Origin of the sequence: Qipengyuania citrea (assembly GCF_009828015.1) — a bacterium.
Taxonomy (GTDB): domain Bacteria; phylum Pseudomonadota; class Alphaproteobacteria; order Sphingomonadales; family Sphingomonadaceae; genus Qipengyuania; species Qipengyuania citrea.
In genome coordinates, this window is sequence record NZ_WTYG01000001.1 from 435,807 (window position 1) to 452,658 (window position 16,852).

Below are 16,852 nucleotides of genomic sequence, written 5' to 3' on the forward strand. Positions count from 1 at the left end.
ACGTCGCCGCAGCACTACCACACGCTTGAGCCAGTGCAGCCAAGCGCTGAAAAACCAGTCAGGACACCTGCTGCAACACCGGTGCCTGGTCGCTCTCGATATCGCGATCGGCGCAGACCACCCGGTTGCGGCCTTCGCGCTTGGCGGCATAGAGTGCTTCGTCGGCTTTCCGGTACAGCGCCTGGAACGGCCGGTCGGCCGCGCCCTGCGCCACGCCGATGCTGACGCTGATCCGATGCCCCGGCGCGGTTGCGCCGAAATCGCATTCGGCCAGTTCGGACCGCACCGTTTCCGCAAGCTCGACCAGCCCGCCATCGGCAACCCCGCTCACCCCCAGAACGAATTCCTCGCCGCCCAGCCTGCCCACGCGGCAGCCGAAACGCTCCTCGAACGATGCCAGCCGGCGCCCGAGCGTCACGAGCACCTCGTCGCCCGCCTGATGCCCGAACTCGTCGTTGACGGCCTTGAACTTGTCCACGTCGATAAGCAGCAGGCCGACTGGCCTGCTCGCCCCGCCGCCGAATGCCTCGGCGTATTTGCCGAGGAAGCCCCTGCGGTTCAGCAGGCCGGTAAGCGGATCGCGTTCGGCAAGTTCGGCCAGGGCCTTGCCGATCTCCACCGCCCGGTCGCGCTGCATCCGCAGCGCGCGCAGCCGCACGGTCGCGAAACCGGTCAGGCACACGACCTGCAGCGCCGAAGCATACAGCATCAGGACCTTGTCGCCCCCGCCCCACAGGATCGCGTCGAGATCGACGATCTGGGTCATCGCCAGCGTCACCATGGGGATCGCCCAGCTGATCGCCAGGTCGCGGGCGGCGCCGTGGCCCTTCCTCCACCCCGCGGCAATACAGGCGGTGGCCAGAGCAAGCGATGACAATGTGCCGATCATCAGCACCGGCGCGAATTGGCCGATATCGACGCCGGGCAGACCGCTGGCGACGCCTGCCGCGAGGACAAGCACCCCGAGCGCACCCAGCAGACGCAGCGGCCAGCGGGGCAGCGCGTCGCGCAAGGCGGATGCGGTGGCGAAGGTCGCGAACATGATCGCCAGGCAGGCAAGCACCGTCGCCAGCCGCGCCGACGCCGTGCCCGCGGCTGCAGGAAAGACCGCCAGTCCGGCCTGGGACCAGACCAGGCCCCAGACCATCACGGTCGCAGCCCAGCCGCCATGCCACAGGAAGAAGCTGCGCCGCATGCTGGCTGCGAGGCCCATGTTGAACAGGGCGGCTATGCCCAGCAGCGCCAACGCTGCGCCGATGGCAAATGCCGTCAGCTCGAACTGACGCTGGGCAGCCTGCGCGGACACTATGCGCAGCGACAGCAGGTTGTAATCCTCCAGCCCCGCGATCCGCAGCCAGACCGCCGTTGCGGGCTGGTCGCCGCGCGCGCGAAAAGCGACCTGCCCGCCAATATGCCAGCTGTCGGCGAAATCCCCCCGGCCGATCGTATGCCGCGGGCCGAGCGTATCGGCATATTCGAACATTACGCTCATTCGCTCGAACCGCGTGGTGTGCATCGCCAGCGACGCATCGCGGGACTGGCTGGCGGGAACCGGCAGCCGCAGCCACAGGACGCTGCCGCGATAGCCGGTCGGTGCACCGGCGCACTGCAGATCGGACCGATCGGGCGCGGCGACCGAAGAAGTGACGGCGAAGCAGGTGCCGGCCGGCGGTTGGGCAGCCAGATGGGGTCCCGAGATCAGGGCACAGGCCACCGCCATGACCCATAGCATGCGCCGCAGACTGCCCAGCCCTGCCTTCATTCCGCCCCCCGAACCAAAGCCATCGCGGCGATCCAGACGCCGAACGACACGCAGCGACCCCGCACCGTTTCTAGTTAACAGATACGGAGCGAATGCAATCACCGAGGCGGAATTTCCCCGATTGTCCCGCCGAACTGCGCCTGATCGGCACCACTGGGCGCCATTCCGCTCGAAAAAGTGGGTGGCGGAGCAGGAGGGATTCGAACCCTCGATACGGGGTTACCGTATACACACTTTCCAGGCGTGCGCCTTCGACCACTCGGCCACTGCTCCGCATTCTCCTTGGCTACCCTACCGCTTCGCTGCTTGAGGGCGATGGGCAAAACCCGATCGGCGCTCAAGCGCACAGCGCGGTAGCGCCGCAAAAGAGCCGCGCGTCTAGCGGCGCCCGATGCGAATCGCAAGCCAATGCGCGGGCAGTATGGCGCCGAGGCCCGATTTCGTGCTATGATCCATTTGCGCGACGGTGCTGCGCGGATCAGGCATCCCCTGCGAACACCGCCACGAGGCCCCCTCCCGTCCGTACAATGCGCGAGAGGGGGCTTTCGTTTTGCCGGAGCGGGTGGCACTCCCCTGCAGATGACCAAATCGCTTTTTCCGTTCGCCGCGCTGCTCGCGCTTGCTGCTCCCGCGCAGGCGCAGGACGAGGCCGCGCCGCCTTCGCCGGGCGAAATCGTCGCGCAGGCACCTGCGGCGGAATGGACCACCATTGCCCCGGAGGACTTGCTGGTAATGACGCTGGCCTCCGCGCCAGATGGCACCGCGCGCGAGGTGGTGATCCAGCTTATGCCCGCGCCTTTCAGCCAAGGCTGGGTCGGGAACATCCGCACGCTCGCCCGCACCGAATGGTACGACGGCACAGCGGTCAACCGCGTGCAGGACAATTATGTCGTCCAGTGGGGCGATCCGAACTACGACAATCCCGAGGCCGGGGGCGAGGCGAAAGCTGTGCCGGCCAACCTCGCCGCCGTGCCCGAAAACGAGTATTCGGCGAGGCTGGACGAACCCGCGATCGCTAAGATCCGCACCTATTTCGAAACCACTGCTTCCCGCGTGGCACCCAGCGACCCCACCACCCTCTACCGGGCCGATCCCTATGCGAGGGCACATGCCTTTTTCGACGGCTGGCCGATCGCGATGACGGATGACGAACCGGTCGCCTGGCCGGTCCATTGCTATGGCATGGTCGGCGTCGGGCGTGGCTATTCGCCAGATACGGGCAGCGGCGCAGAGCTTTATACCGTTATCGGCCATGCACCGCGCCACCTCGACCGCAACATCGCGCTGGTCGGGCGCGTGGTGGAAGGGATGGAGCACTTGTCTTCGCTGCCGCGCGGTTCGGGCGCGCTGGGCTTCTACACTGCCGGGGAAGCGGACAAGCGCACGCCCATCGTCTCGGTGCGCGTCGCCAGCGACCTGCCCGATAGTGAGCGGCCTGCGTTCGAATATCTGTCCACCGAAGGCGAAACCTTCGCGCGCTATGCCGATGCGCGCGCGAACCGCCGCGACCCGTTCTTCATCTATCCCGCAGGCGGCGCGGATATCTGCAATATCCCGGTGCCCGTGCGCCGGGTGGCCGATTGAGCGAGAGCGTATCCGTCACCGCGCCGCTCTGGCGCTGGACCGCGAAGAACGGCGTCAGCTGGTTCTTCGTGACAATCGAAGGCGAAGCGGGCGAGAGCCTGTCGGCAACCGAAGCGATGTGGCGGCTCGAACTGGGCGGCAAACGCGGGTTCCGCTCGCTCAAGGTCGAGGCATGCATCGGTGAAACCGTCTGGCAGACATCCTGCTTTCCACGCGACGAGGGCGGCTGGATGCTGCCGGTCAAGGCACCGGTGCGCAAGGCCGAGAAACTCGCCGAGGGCGACCCGGTCGCGGTCACGCTGCGACCCGTCTAGAGCTTCTGCATCAACTCGATACGGTTGCCGAAAGGGTCTTCGGTAAAGCAGCGATGATACCCCGCAATCGGCTTGTCTTCCCTGACGATTGCTCCCGCTTGCGCAAGCCTGGCGCGAAACTCTGCCAGATCGCCGACCAGCAACGCCGGATGCGCCTTGCACGCCGGTCGGAAATCGGGGTCGACCCCCAGGTGCAGCTGCAGCGCGCCGCATTCGAACCAGCACCCGGCCGTGGAAAGGTTGGACGGCTTGGCCACTTCACGCATGCCGAGCAGATCGGTGTAGAAGGCGCGGGCCCGGTCTTCGCCGCCCTCCGGCATCGCCAGCTGGACATGGTCGATGCCCAGCGGCGCGCTCACACCCGTTCGGCCTGGGCGATCGAATCGCTGGCCCGCAGGGCGCTGAGGATGCGCGACAGATGGGGCACGTCCTGTACTTCCAGGTCGATCTCGTAAGTGGTGAACGGGTGATCGAGCTGGGTCTGGTCGAGGCTCGTCACATTCACGTGGTTCTGCGCGAAGATGCCTGCCATTTCCGCGAGCGTCCCGGGCCGGTCGTAGAGCGTGACGCGCATGCGGCCGACTGCCCCGCGCGAACGCTTGCCCCAAGACAGATCCAGCCAGTCGCTGTCGATCCCGTTGGCAAGGTGTGCGCAGTCGATCGTGTGCACTTCGACCCCTTCGTTGGGCCGCCGCACGCCGACGATCCGGTCGCCCGGAACCGGGTGGCAGCAATGGGCCAGCTGAAAGCCCATGCCGGGCGTCAGGCCGCGGATCGACAGCGCCTTGCCGCTCTTGGCCCAGTCGGGCTCGTTCTCAAGCTCTGCGGTGCAGCCGGGGACCAGTGCCTCCATCACCGCGCGGTCCTCGATCTTGGCCGATCCGATTGCGTAATAGAGGTCTTCCTCGTCCTCCATCTCGAGCCGCTTGATCGCTTCGCGCAGCGCCTTCTTGCCGATCTTCGCAGGCACGCGCAGCGCAATCTCGTCGAACAGCTTCTGCCCGATTTCCGCCACTTCGGCGCGTTCCTTGAGCCGCACCGCGCGGCGGATCGAAGCGCGCGCCTTGCCGGTCACGACAAAGCCCAGCCACGACAGCTGCGGATCGGCATTGTCGCTTTTAATGATCTCGACCACGTCGCCATTGTTGAGCTGTGTGCGCAGCGGCATGTGCCGCCCGTTGATCTTGGCCCCCACCGTCTGCGCCCCCAGATCGGTGTGCACGGCAAAGGCGAAATCGACCGGGGTCGCCCCCTTGGGCAGCTGGAACAGCGCCCCCTTGGGAGTAAAGGCAAAGATGCGATCCTGGTAGATCGCCATCCGCGTGTGCTCGAGCAGCTCTTCGGGATCGTGGCTGGCATCGACGATCTCGATCAGGTCGCGCAGCCAGCCGACCTGCCCGTCGGGCCGGCCATCCTGCTTGTAGGCCCAGTGCGCGGCGAAGCCGAATTCGTTCACCCGGTGCATCTCGCGCGTGCGGATCTGCACTTCGACGCGCATCGACTTGCCGTAGATCAGCGAAGTGTGGAGCGAGCGGTAACCGTTGTTCTTCGGAGTGGAGATGTAATCCTTGAACTTGCCCGGGAGAAACTGCCACGTCGTGTGCAGCACCCCCAGCGCGCGGTAGCAGTCGGCCACGTCCTCGCAGATGATGCGAAAGGCCATGATGTCGGTGACCTGTTCGAACGAGACATGGCGTTCGGCCATCTTGCGCCAGATCGAATAGGGGTGCTTTTCGCGGCCCGAAACCTCGGTGGTTATCCCGGCTTCGAGCAAGGCGTGTTTCATGTCGAGCGCGATCGCATCGACCTGCCCGCCATCCTCGCTGCGGATCTGGTCGAGCCGCTGGGTGATGGTGGCGAAGGCTTCGGGCTCGATCTGCTCGAAGGCGAGCATCTGCATCTCGCGCATATATTCATACAGCCCGATGCGCTCGGCCAGCGGGGCGTAGATATCCATCGTCTCGCGCGCGATCCGCTGACGCTTCTCGGGCTTCTTGATGAAATGCAGCGTCCGCATGTTGTGCAGCCGGTCGCCCAGCTTGACCAGCAGCACGCGGATGTCCTCGCTCATCGCCAGCAGGAACTTGCGCAGGTTTTCCGCCGCGCGCTCGTTCTCGGGCATCTGCTCGATCTTCGACAGCTTGGTCACCCCGTCGACCAGCCGCGCGACATCCTTGCCGAAATGCTGCTCGATATCGTCGATCGTCGCCAGCGTGTCTTCGACCGTGTCGTGCAGCAGCGCGGTGGCGATGGTTTCCTGGTCGAGCTTGAGATCGGTCATCAGGCCGGCGACTTCGACCGGGTGGCTGAAATAGGGATCGCCACTGGCGCGGGTCTGCGTGCCGTGCTTCTGCACGGTATAGACATAGGCGCGGTTGAGCATCGCCTCGTCGGCGTCGGGATCGTATTCCTTGACCCGTTCAACGAGTTCGTACTGGCGCAGCATGTGTTCGAGATAGGTGCGCTTCACCCGCCTGAACAGATGGAATCTTCACGCAGGGCCGCTGCGGGTGGCATGCGCCGTACAGCGATCCTACCTGTGGCATCGCATCATCCGGAGAGAGACAGGCCATGACCCAGACGCGCACCGAAACCGATTCCATCGGCCCCATCGAAGTCCCTGCCGACGCCTATTGGGGCGCGCAGACGCAGCGCAGCCTGACCAACTTCCCCTTCCCCGCGCACCAGCGCATGCCGATCCAGATCGTCCACGCGCAGGCGGCGGTCAAGCAGGCCGCGGCACGGATCAACCGCCAGCACGGACTGGAGGCACCGCTCGCCGAGGCGATCGAATGTGCCGCCACCGCGATCCGGGCAGGCGAATATGACGACCAGTTCCCGCTGACCATCTTCCAGACGGGCAGCGGCACGCAGACCAATATGAACGTCAACGAAGTGATCGCCGGAATCGCCAATGAAGCGCTGGCGGGCACGCGCGGCGGCAAGGAGCCGGTCCATCCCAACGACCATGTAAACCGCTCGCAAAGCTCGAACGACAGCTTCCCCACCGCGCTGCATGTCGCCGCCGCGCTGGCGTCGCGCGATGCGCTGCTGCCCGCACTCGACCGACTGGTGGCAGCGCTTGACGCGAAGGCGCGGGCCTTTGCCGATATCGTCAAGATCGGCCGCACGCATACGCAGGACGCCACCCCGCTGACGCTGGGCCAGGAATTTTCCGGCTATGTCGGGCAGCTGAAGAGCTGCCGGGCGCGGATCGAAAGCGCATTGGAGAACGACATCCGCAAGCTCGCGATCGGCGGCACCGCGGTCGGCACCGGGCTCAATGCGCCCGATGGCTGGCCCGCGGATATGGCCCGCGCGATCAGCGATATCACCGACTTTGCTTTCGAGCCTGCGCCCAACACCTTCGAACAGCTCGCTGCGAAGGACGGGCTGGTGTCCTTCTCGGGCGCGCTCAACACGCTTGCAGTGGCGCTCAACAAGATCGCCAACGATATCCGCTTCCTCGCATCGGGTCCGCGCTCGGGCCTTGGCGAACTGTCGCTACCCGCGAACGAACCGGGCAGCTCGATCATGCCGGGCAAGGTCAACCCGACCCAGTGCGAGATGCTGACGATGGTCGCGGGCCAGGTGATCGGCAATCACCAGGCAGTGACGGTGGGCGGAATGCAGGGCCATTTCGAGCTCAATGTGTTCATGCCGCTGATCGGGTCGAACGTGCTCCGCTCGGTCGAATTGCTCGCAATCGGGATGGAAGGTTTTGCCACCCGCTGCGTCGAGGGGATCGAGGCGAACACTGAACAGATCGCCGCGCTGGTCGAACGGTCCTTGATGCTGGTGACGGCATTGGCGCCCGAGATCGGCTACGACAATGCCGCCAAGATTGCCAAGCATGCACACCAGACCGGCCAGACGCTCAAGCAGGCGGGCCTCGAGCTGGGGCTGGTGGACGAGCCGACCTTCGACCGCCTCGTCCGCCCCGCCGATATGGTGTGACCTAGCCCTCGGTCCCGAGAATGCGGTCGACCCCGCCGCGCGTTACCGCGTGGTAGCTATCGCGGGTCTCGGCATAGATGCGCTGCGCGATCGGCCGGCCCCATTCGTCCTGGTCCCACAGCACCTGGAACAGCGGGCGCACGAATTTCGCGCGGCCGACCTCGGCGAGGAATTCCTCCGCCTGCGGCACCGCGGGTTCGTAGCGATTGGCGAGCGCCAGTTCGAGCCACAGGAACAGCTCCTCGTTATTGCCCGTGCCCGACAGGCCCAGCGCCTCGTTCAGCGCGGCGAGTTGCTCGGCAGTGCGCTGCTTGGGAATATTGTCGAGGAAGCGCTGGCGCTCGGCGCTGCTCCACTGCGCATAGCCCGCCGGGATCGTGCCCTCGGCGGCATAGGCCGACACCGCGGCATCGACCGCGGCGAATGCCGCCGGGTCGGGCTTGGCCACATTCGCGGGCAAGCCCGGCTCGAAGATCCATTCGCGCAGCATCAGCGCATCGGCCTCGGCCTCGCCCTGCACCAGGTTTTCCATCATGTCCGCGAGGAACAGCTCGCTGGTGGCGGGCTGGAAGGCATGGTTGTCGAACCACTGGCGCAGCCAGGAGTCGAAACGCTCGCGGCCGACCACGCTTTCGACCGTGCGCAGGAAAAACGCGCCCTTGTCATAGGCAATCGCGCTGCCGAGCTGGTAACCGCCATCGGTGCTCAGCGCGGTGCCCGGGGCATCCTCGCCGACCTCGGCCAGCGTTTCCCGGATATTGGCGAACATCAGCGCTGCTTCCTGCTCGGCGCGCTGCTTACCATAAACCGCCTCGACGATGCGGTTCTCGAAATAGGTGGTCACGCCCTCGTTGAGCCAGCTGTCGCCCCACACCGCATTGGTGACGAGATTGCCCGACCAGCTGTGCGCCAGTTCGTGCGCCACGAGGCCGTTGTTCGACCGGTCGCCCGCGATGAAGGTCGGGGTGAGGAAGGTCATCACCGGGTTTTCCATCCCGCCATAGGGGAAGGCGGGCGGCAGCACGATCATGTCGTAGCGGCCCCAGCGGTATTCGCCGTAGAGCTCCTCGGCCGCGACGACCATTTCCTCGGTGTCGTTCACTTCGCGCCATGCCCGGTCGAGCGTGGCGGGTTCGGCCCAGACGCCGGTGCGCGGACCGATCGCGCGGAAATCGATATCGCCCGCCGCGATCGCGATGAGATAGGGCGGCACCGGCTTGTCCATCACGAAGGTGAAGGCACGGCGGCCGTTGCCGAGATCCTCGGGCTCACCCTGGCGCACGCCGCTCATCACCACGTCGAGCGGCGCGGGTGCGGTGATGCGCGCTTCCCATGTCTGCCGGATGCCGGGGCTGTCCTGCGTCGGGATCCAGCTGCGATTGAGGATCGCCTGTCCCTGGCTGAAGAGGAAGGGATGCACCCCGCCCTTGGTCTGTTCGGGGCTGAGCCATTGCAGCGCGCTGGCATCGGCGGGCGCGCGATAGGCGATGCGCAGCGTCTCCGCGCCGTCGAGGCGGATCGTCAGCGGCGCGCCCTTGCCGCCTTCGGCCACCGGCTCGCCCACCGTATGGGACAGCGCGCCGCCCTGCCCGTCGGTGACCTGCGCGATCTCGAGCCCGTTGGTGTCGAGCACGATTTCCTCGGCCCCCGGCGCGGCCAGCACGCTCAGTTCCGCCGTCCCGCCGACACGCTTGGCGTCGAAATCGAGGTCGAGATCGAGCGCGACATGCGTGACCCGCGCGACCTGGGGCTGCGCATGGGTCAGCGTGTCGACTGCCTCGGGCGAGGTCAGGATCGGCGAGACCATGCGGTCCGCTGCCGCAGCGACCGGCGCGGGCGCCGCTTCCATCGTGGTACAGGCGGTACTGGTGAGCAACAAGGCGAGCGGTGCGGCGAATCTACGCATGAAAGGTCTCCGTGAAGGGCCGGATACGCGACCCGGCTATCTGTCTGTTATTGCAGCGGCTTGGACGGGTGGCCGGTTCAGCTCCAGACCGCCTCGGGCGGCAGGCTCATCAGGATCGCGTCGATATTGCCGCCGGTCTTGAGGCCGAACAGCGTGCCGCGGTCGTAGACCAGGTTGAACTCGGCATAGCGCCCGCGCCATTCGAGCTGGGTCTGCTTGTCCTGCGCCGTGAACGCGCTGTCCATCCGGCGGCGCACCAGCCGCGGGAAGATATCGAGGAAAGCCTCGCCCACGTCCTTGGTGAAAGCGAGATTGCGGTCGAACGCGGCCCCTTCGTCGACGGCGGGATCCTCGCATTCGAGGTGGTCGTAGAAGATCCCGCCCACCCCGCGGTGCACGCCGCGGTGGGGGATGTAGAAATAGTCGTCGGCCCACTTCTTGAAGCGTTCATAATAGGTCGGGTTGTGCGCCGCGCAGGCCGCGCGGAAACAGGCGTGGAATTCGTCCGTGTCCTCGGCATAGGGGATCGGCGGATTGAGATCGGCCCCGCCGCCGAACCACGCCTTGCCGGTGGTCAGGAACCGCGTGTTCATATGCACGGCGGGCACATGCGGATTGGCCATATGCGCGACCAGGCTGATGCCGGTGGCAGTAAAGCCCGGGCTGTCCGCGCTGGCGCCATTGATCGTGGCGGCGAATTCCTTCGCGAAATTGCCGCGCACGGTCGAAACGTTCACGCCGACCTTTTCGAACACCTTGCCCTTCATCAAGCCGCGCGTCCCGCCGCCGGGATCGGCATTGCCTTCCTCTTCGCGGTTCCAGCTGTCGTACTGGAAGCCGGCATCGCTGCCCGCCTCGCGCTCGATGGCTTCGAATTCGGCGCAGATACGGTCGCGCAGGCTTTCGAACCAGGTGCGGGCGGTCTCGGTCTGCTGGGTCCAGTCGGTCATGGCAAAAGCCTTGCCATCCCCACTTCGCTACGGCAATAGCGAGCCATGGTTCCCCTTTCGTTCGCAGGCGAGGAATGGCTCCTCACCGAAGGCCGCGCGCTGTACTGGCCGCGCGAACGCGCGCTGCTGGTGGCCGACCTGCATCTGGAAAAAGGCAGTTTCTTCGCGCGGCACGGGCAGCTGATTCCGCCCTATGACAGCCGCGAAACGCTGGAACGCATGGCGCTGGCGATCCGCGAAACGGGCGCGCGCCGGGTCATCACGCTGGGCGACAATTTCCACGATTCGGCCGGGTCCACCCGGCTCGAAGAGCATGCCGCGGGGATGCTTCACGCGCTGACCCGCACGGTCGACTGGGTCTGGATCACCGGCAATCACGATCCCGAAATGGAAGCCCGCTGCGGCGGCACGCTGGCGGAAGAACTCGAGCTCGGCGGGCTGATCCTGCGCCACCGCGCGAAGGCAGGCGAAATCCGCCCGGAACTGTCGGGCCACTACCACCCCCGCCTCCAGCTCAAGGTGCGCCAGCGCCATATCCGCCGCCCCTGCGCGGTGGTCAGCGCGAACGATGGCCCCGGCGGCAAGCCGGGCGGACGTATGATCCTGCCCGCCTTCGGCGCCTTTACCGGGGGGATGGATGCGGCCGATCCGGCGATCCTGAAGGCGCTCCAGCCAGCGCAGCGGATCGATGCGGTGGTCCCGGCAAAGGGCCAGCTGGCGCGCTTCAACCTGTGGAACCGCGCTGCCTGAGGGCAACAACAGCGCGCAAATATGCGCCCCATTCGCATAACACACTTCCGAATCCCCGGAACAATGCCTACATGCTGGCTTTCCAATTACCGCAACCAGTTCCGAATACGGCCACCAAAGGAGAGTGCCCCATAGCCCGTCCACCCCGGCGCAGCATGCAAATGCCCGTGAAAAGCGGCCCGCGCTACGATAACATGATCAATGTGCCGAAAGTCCGCGTGATCGACCACGAAGGCGAAAACATCGGCGTTATGTTCACCCGCGAAGCGGTCGAGCAGGCCAATGAACTTGGTCTCAACCTCGTCGAAGTGTCCCCCAATGCGGACCCGCCGGTGTGCAAGTTCCTGGATGTCGGCAAGCACCGCTACGAGGCGCAGAAAAAAGCCAACCTCGCCCGCAAGACGCAGAAGACCCAGGAAATCAAAGAGGTCAAGATGCGCCCGAACATCGACACCCACGATTACGAGGTGAAGATGCGCAATGTCGTCAAGTTCCTCGAGAACGGCGACAAGGTGAAGTGCACGCTGCGGTTCCGCGGCCGCGAAATGGCGCACCAGCAGCTCGGCATGGATCTCCTCAACCGCGTCCGCGACGATGTCGAGGAAATCGCCAAGGTCGAAGCCTTCCCGCGCCTCGAAGGGCGTCAGATGATCATGGTGCTCGCGCCCAAGTAAGGCGCACGCCACACTGCATTGCGAAAGGGCGGCGCTTCGGGGCCGCCCTTTTCGTATCGGGCATCCATGCGCTTGGCGCGTTGCCCCGCCCGCGCGCCGCTGTTAGCAGTTCGCGCCAAGGGGGGATCGCAGCACATGGCGGCCAGACATATCGGATTGCTGGTGGGCGCTGCGGCGCTGCTGGCCAGCATTTTCCTGCCCACGCCCGCGGGCATACAGCGCGAGGCATTCATCGTCGCCGGGCTGGTGGTGCTGATGGCCGCCTGGTGGATGACCGAGGCGCTGCCGCTGACCGCGACCGCGCTGATGCCGTTCATCGTGCTGCCCTTTGCCGGGGTGATGAGCGCCAAGGAAACCGCCAGCGCCTATTATTCCGACATCCTGTTCCTGCTGCTGGGCGGCGGCTTCATCGCGCTGGCGATCGAACGCACCGGTCTGCACCGGCGGCTTGCGCTGGGGATTCTCAGCCTGCTTGGCGGGCGCGGCGGACAGGCCGGCCTGCTGCTGGCCTTCATGATCGCCGCCGCGATCCTGTCGATGCTGATTTCGAACACTTCCACCACCCTCATCATGATGCCCATGGCGGTGGCCGTCCTCGCGGGCGGCGGGGTGCTGGCCGGGGACCGCGACGGGCTGGCGGGCGCCTTGCCCATGGGGATCGCGTTTGCGGCCAGCATCGGCGGGCTCGGCACGCTGGTCGGATCGCCGACCAACGCGATCTCGGTGGGGCTGCTGGACACGATGATCGGTACGCAGATCAGCTTTGCCGAATGGTCGTTCTACGGCTTCCCCATCGTGCTGCTCGGCGTTCCGCTCGCGGCTTTCCTCGTCGCGCGGGTCCAGCGCGTTTCGGCGCACCCCTTCGATGTCGCCGCGGCGCGCGCAGCGGTGGCCAATGAACAGCCGATGGGCCCCGCCGAACGGCGGCTGATGATCGTCGTCGCGCTGACCTTTGCCGCCTGGATGACGCGGCTGGTACTGGGACCCTACCTGCCGGAAGGGTCGTGGACCGATGGCACCATCGCCATCATCGCCAGCCTGGCGCTGTTCCTGCTGCCCGATGGCACCGGGCGGCCGCTGCTGGTGTGGGAAGAGGCCAACCGCGCGCCGTGGGGTGTCATCATGATGTTCGGCGGCGGGCTGGCGCTGGCAGCAGGGATGAGCGCGAGCGGGCTGGCCGACTGGCTGGGCAACGCCCTCCTCCCGCTGGAGGCTTTCCCGCTGCTGCTGGTGGCGCTGGCGGTGGTGGCGATGGTGGTGCTGATCACCGAGTTTGCCAGCAATGTCGCCACCGCCACCGGGATCATCCCGGTGATCGCCGCGCTGGTGGTGGCGCTGGGCGTCGATCCGATCCTGCTCGCCATGCCCGCCGCGCTTGCCGCGAGCTGGGGGTTCATGCTGCCCGCGGGCACCGGCCCCAATGCGATCGCCTGGTCGACCGGGCACATCCGTATCGACCGCATGGTCAAGGCGGGGCTGCTGCTGGACATAGCCGGCATATTCATGATCGTCGCCGTGGTGTGGGGAATGGCCGGGCTGGTCTAGAAGGCAGGCACTCCGCCGCGCGCGGCACGCCGGGACCCGGGCGACGACCGCCGCACCGCAAAACTCGGGCCGCACTGCACCCATTCCGCGTTCTGGTGCATTTTGTCGGTAGGGCCGCGGTCCATGTGTCGCACCTTGCGGGACTCGTCGCAGTTGAAACCAACAGCGGTCCACCATAAGGATTGAGCCGACAGCGGCGGTCGGCGGAGAAGCGTTCCTGCGGAGGTTAGGAACGGGCGCCGCGGACCATCCGCCTTGGCTCCCGCCTTCCTGGGAGCGCTGATCAGGAAGGAGGTTCGCCGATGAGCGACCACGATATCGACCCTACCTCGCCGCGCATGGCGCCCAAGCCCGAAGTCACCAAGATCGACGGGCGCGAACTCAAGCCCAGCACGCTGATGATGGGCTATGGCTATGACCCGGTGCTGTCCGAAGGCAGCCTCAAGCCGCCGATCTTCCTTACCTCGACCTTCGCCTTCCCCAGCGCCGCCGACGGCAAGCGTCATTTCGAAGGCATCACCGGTAAGCGCCCGGGCGGCGCGGACGGTCTCGTCTATTCGCGCTTCAACGCGCCCAACCAGGAGATCCTCGAAGATCGCCTCTCGGTGTGGGACGGCGCCGAAGACGCGCTCAGTTTCTCCAGCGGGATGACCGCGATCTGCGTGCTGATGCTCGCCTATGCCAGCCAGAACGACGTGATCGTCCACTCGGGCCCGCTCTACGCCGCCTCCGAAGGCTTCGTCGCCAAGGTGCTCGCCAAGTTCGGCGTCACCTATGTCGACTTCCCCGCCGGTGCCACCCGCGAGGAGATCGACGCCGTGATCGAGAAGGCGCAGGCGCAGGCCGACGAGCAAGGCGGCAAGGTCTGCATGGTCTATCTCGAAAGCCCGGGTAACCCGACCAATGCGCTGGTCGACATCGAAGCGGTCCGCGCGTCGGTCGATGCGGCGCAGCTCGATTGCCCGATCGCGATCGACAACACCTTCCTCGGCCCGCTGTGGCAGCGCCCGCTCGACCAGGGCGCGGACATTGTCGTCTATTCGCTGACCAAATATGTCGGCGGCCATTCGGACCTCGTCGCGGGCAGCATTGCCGGGGCGAAGAAATGGATGGAACCGGTGCGCATGCTGCGCAACACCATGGGCGGCATTTGCGATCCGAACACCGCGTGGATGCTGATGCGCAGCCTCGAGACGGTCGAACTGCGGATGAACCGTGCGGGCGAGAACGCCGCCAAGGTCTGCGAATTCCTGGCGCAGCATCCCAAGGTCGAAGGGCTCGGCTATCTTGGCATGATCAAGGATGCGCGCCAGCAGGACATCTACGATCGTCACTGCAAGGGCGCGGGCAGCACCTTTTCGCTGCTGCTCAAGGGCGGCGAGGCCGAATGCTTCCGCTTCCTCGACGCGCTCAAGATCGCCAAGCTGGCGGTCAGCCTCGGCGGGACCGAGACGCTGGCGAGCCATCCCGCCTCGATGACGCACCTGTCGGTGGCCGAGGGACGCCGCGCGGAACTGGGCATTTCCGACAATCTGGTGCGCATCTCGATCGGTATCGAGGATCCCGACGATCTGATCGCCGACTTCACGCAAGCACTGGAGACAGTCTGACCCGGATCGGCTTTCTCGCCTGTGCCGACACGCTCCCCGGCGATGGCCCGCGCCGGGGAGACGCGTTCGAACACGATCTCGAAGTCGCCGCGCTGCGACCGGCGCTGGCGGCGCAGGGCCTCGAACTGGAAGAAATCGACTGGCGCGCGCCGATCGCTGCCTTCGACGGCATAGCGCTGGTGATGCTGGGCACGGCGTGGGACTATCAGGACTATCCCGACGAATTCATCGCCAAGCTGGCGGCGATCGAGGAGCGCGGCGTTACCATCTGCAATCCGCCCGCCGTGGTACGGTGGAACGCGGACAAGCGCTATCTCGACGAATTGGCGCAGCAGGGGGCCGCGATCGTCCCGACGCTGTGGCGCAGGGACCTCGGCCGCGCCGGTGTGCAGGACGCGATGGCGCATTTCGCGGCCGATCGCGTAGTGGTGAAACGGCAGGTCGGCGCAGGTGGTATCGGGCAACACAGCTTTGCGCGCGATTCGCTGCCCGATGACAACTGGACCATGGGCTGCCCCTGCATGGTCCAGCCCTTCCTGCCCAGCGTGGTGGAGGAAGGCGAGTTCACCTATGTCTTCATCGACGGCGCCTTCAGCCACGGCGTCTGCAAGCGTGCCGGGCCGGACGATTACCGGATCCAGTCGCTCTACGGCGGATACGAGACCCCCTATACGCCCGACGCGCGCGACCTGGCCGCGGCGCAGGCGGTGGTGGCGGCGCTGCCGTTCGAACCGCTGCTCTACGCCCGGATCGACATGGTGCGGCTGCCATCGGGCACGCTGGCAGTGATGGAAGCCGAGTTGATCGAACCCTATCTCTACCCCGAGCAAGCGGACAATCTGGGCGAATTGGTAGCGCGCGCCGTGCGCGCAAGATTGCCGGGCGGAAGCTAGGGCCGTCCCCTATCGTTCCGGGCGCCCTCGTCCTTCAGCGGGACGCCCTACCCGCGCCATTCGCGCCGGTCTTCGGCGGCCTTGAGCACTTCATAAGCAAGTTGCAGCTTCTGGAACTCGGCTGCGGCTTCCTTGTCGCCCGGCTTGACGTCGGGATGCACCGTCTTGGCCTTGTCGCGCCAGGCCTTCTTGATCGCCGTGAAATCGGCGTCGGCGTCCAGTTCGAGCACTTCCAGCGCGCGCATTTCGTCGGCGCTACGCGAGCCGTCGCCGCTGCCGCTCCAGCCGTAATGCTGCGCCTCTGCGTAACCGGCATTCTCGCTGCGTTCGGCCGACGCGCGGGCTTCCTTCTCGGCCTTGTCGAGCCCTTCGAAATAGTCCCACTTGCGATTGTATTCGGCCGCATGCTTCTGGCAGAACATCCACCGCTCGGGGCTGTTCGGCGCCTTGGGCGCGGGGCATTCGCCGGGCTCTTCGCAGCCGTGCCGGTCGCACAGGCGCACGGTCGTCGCCTCGCGCGAGGAACCGTAGCCACGCCAGCGGGGGAAGCCCCAGTCGTTCGAACGGCGCGCCTTAGCCACGGGGCGAAAAAGTCGATTGTCGGGAAAACATCGCGGTTAATCTAGGCGCGCTGGCAAAAGGTGCAACCGCCGGGAACAGGTTTCAATACGAAATGTTGCATTGCAACGTTCGCTAAACCCTTTGGCCGTAGAGCGCCATGCATGAGACCTGAGATGAGCAAACAGCTGACCTTCTCCGCCTGCGTCGCAGTCCTGACGATGGCGTCGTTCGCGATTGCCGCCGGCCATGGCGGGTTCGATGCCGGGCGCGGCGGGCAGATCAGCCCGGGCATGCCTTTCGCGAGCATCAGCGCCGCGCGCTGATTGTAGTCAATGCCCCATAGGGA

The 16,852-nt window shown here is 66.0% G+C and carries 15 protein-coding genes and 1 tRNA gene; 9 read left to right on the forward strand and 7 right to left on the reverse strand.

Translation table 11 applies throughout. The annotated features are described in order from the left end of the window. Positions 1-58: 58 nt before the first annotated feature. Together GRI55_RS01940 and GRI55_RS01945 are read right to left on the reverse strand one after the other, a co-directional pair. Positions 59-1,762, reverse strand: coding sequence for a sensor domain-containing diguanylate cyclase (locus tag GRI55_RS01940; protein WP_160766026.1), 1,704 nt, complete (start codon positions 1,760-1,762; stop codon positions 59-61). Between the two features lie 182 nt (positions 1,763-1,944). Next, positions 1,945-2,035 (reverse strand) — tRNA-Ser (locus GRI55_RS01945). A gap of 306 nt (positions 2,036-2,341) precedes the next feature. Here GRI55_RS01945 and GRI55_RS01950 point away from each other — a divergent pair. Further along, positions 2,342-3,346: a peptidylprolyl isomerase gene (locus GRI55_RS01950; protein WP_160766027.1), complete on the forward strand. Its 1,005-nt coding sequence runs from the start codon at positions 2,342-2,344 to the stop codon at positions 3,344-3,346. After that, complete coding sequence (locus GRI55_RS01955) at positions 3,343-3,660, forward strand: DUF1905 domain-containing protein (protein WP_050600982.1); 318 nt, start codon at positions 3,343-3,345, stop codon at positions 3,658-3,660. Before GRI55_RS01950 ends, GRI55_RS01955 begins: the two co-directional genes overlap by 4 nt. Here GRI55_RS01955 and GRI55_RS01960 read toward each other — a convergent pair. Further along, complete coding sequence (locus GRI55_RS01960) at positions 3,657-4,019, reverse strand: VOC family protein (protein ID WP_307019783.1); 363 nt, start codon at positions 4,017-4,019, stop codon at positions 3,657-3,659. The genes GRI55_RS01955 and GRI55_RS01960 overlap by 4 nt on opposite strands. Beyond that, entirely contained in the window at positions 4,016-6,106 is a 2,091-nt protein-coding gene (locus tag GRI55_RS01965; protein ID WP_063512120.1) for a RelA/SpoT family protein, read from the reverse strand. Before GRI55_RS01965 ends, GRI55_RS01960 begins: the two co-directional genes overlap by 4 nt. A 125-nt stretch (positions 6,107-6,231) precedes the next feature. Between GRI55_RS01965 and fumC the strand changes: the two genes are divergently transcribed. Next, positions 6,232-7,617 (forward strand): class II fumarate hydratase, encoded by a 1,386-nt coding sequence (fumC, locus tag GRI55_RS01970; RefSeq protein ID WP_160766028.1) that lies wholly within the window; start codon positions 6,232-6,234, stop codon positions 7,615-7,617. A gap of 1 nt (position 7,618) precedes the next feature. On the opposite strand, the gene GRI55_RS01975 is transcribed toward fumC, so the two are convergent. Next, positions 7,619-9,523, reverse strand: coding sequence for a M1 family metallopeptidase (locus GRI55_RS01975; RefSeq protein ID WP_160766029.1), 1,905 nt, complete (start codon positions 9,521-9,523; stop codon positions 7,619-7,621). Positions 9,524-9,600: 77 nt separating this feature from the next. After that, positions 9,601-10,473 (reverse strand): oxygen-dependent coproporphyrinogen oxidase, encoded by an 873-nt coding sequence (gene hemF, locus GRI55_RS01980; RefSeq protein ID WP_063535018.1) that lies wholly within the window; start codon positions 10,471-10,473, stop codon positions 9,601-9,603. Between the two features lie 45 nt (positions 10,474-10,518). On the opposite strand from hemF, the gene pdeM reads away from it, so the two are divergent. From pdeM to GRI55_RS02005, 5 genes are all read left to right on the forward strand, one after another. Beyond that, positions 10,519-11,223 (forward strand): ligase-associated DNA damage response endonuclease PdeM, encoded by a 705-nt coding sequence (gene pdeM, locus GRI55_RS01985; RefSeq protein ID WP_160766030.1) that lies wholly within the window; start codon positions 10,519-10,521, stop codon positions 11,221-11,223. A gap of 155 nt (positions 11,224-11,378) precedes the next feature. Then, positions 11,379-11,897 carry a translation initiation factor IF-3 gene (infC, locus tag GRI55_RS01990; RefSeq protein WP_082835772.1) on the forward strand — a complete coding sequence of 173 codons (519 nt, stop codon included), beginning with the start codon at positions 11,379-11,381 and terminating at the stop codon, positions 11,895-11,897. Positions 11,898-12,032: 135 nt separating this feature from the next. Next, complete coding sequence (locus GRI55_RS01995; RefSeq protein WP_160766031.1) at positions 12,033-13,442, forward strand: SLC13 family permease; 1,410 nt, start codon at positions 12,033-12,035, stop codon at positions 13,440-13,442. A gap of 302 nt (positions 13,443-13,744) precedes the next feature. Next, complete coding sequence (locus GRI55_RS02000; protein ID WP_160766032.1) at positions 13,745-15,052, forward strand: cystathionine gamma-synthase family protein; 1,308 nt, start codon at positions 13,745-13,747, stop codon at positions 15,050-15,052. 182 nt (positions 15,053-15,234) lie between these two features. Next, entirely contained in the window at positions 15,235-15,945 is a 711-nt protein-coding gene (locus tag GRI55_RS02005) for an ATP-grasp domain-containing protein (protein WP_160766446.1), read from the forward strand. Positions 15,946-15,992: 47 nt separating this feature from the next. On the opposite strand, the gene GRI55_RS02010 is transcribed toward GRI55_RS02005, so the two are convergent. After that, positions 15,993-16,526 (reverse strand): J domain-containing protein, encoded by a 534-nt coding sequence (locus GRI55_RS02010; protein WP_050600989.1) that lies wholly within the window; start codon positions 16,524-16,526, stop codon positions 15,993-15,995. Between the two features lie 153 nt (positions 16,527-16,679). Between GRI55_RS02010 and GRI55_RS02015 the strand changes: the two genes are divergently transcribed. Then, positions 16,680-16,829 carry a hypothetical protein gene (locus GRI55_RS02015; protein ID WP_156488666.1) on the forward strand — a complete coding sequence of 50 codons (150 nt, stop codon included), beginning with the start codon at positions 16,680-16,682 and terminating at the stop codon, positions 16,827-16,829. The last annotated feature ends 23 nt before the right edge of the window (positions 16,830-16,852 follow it).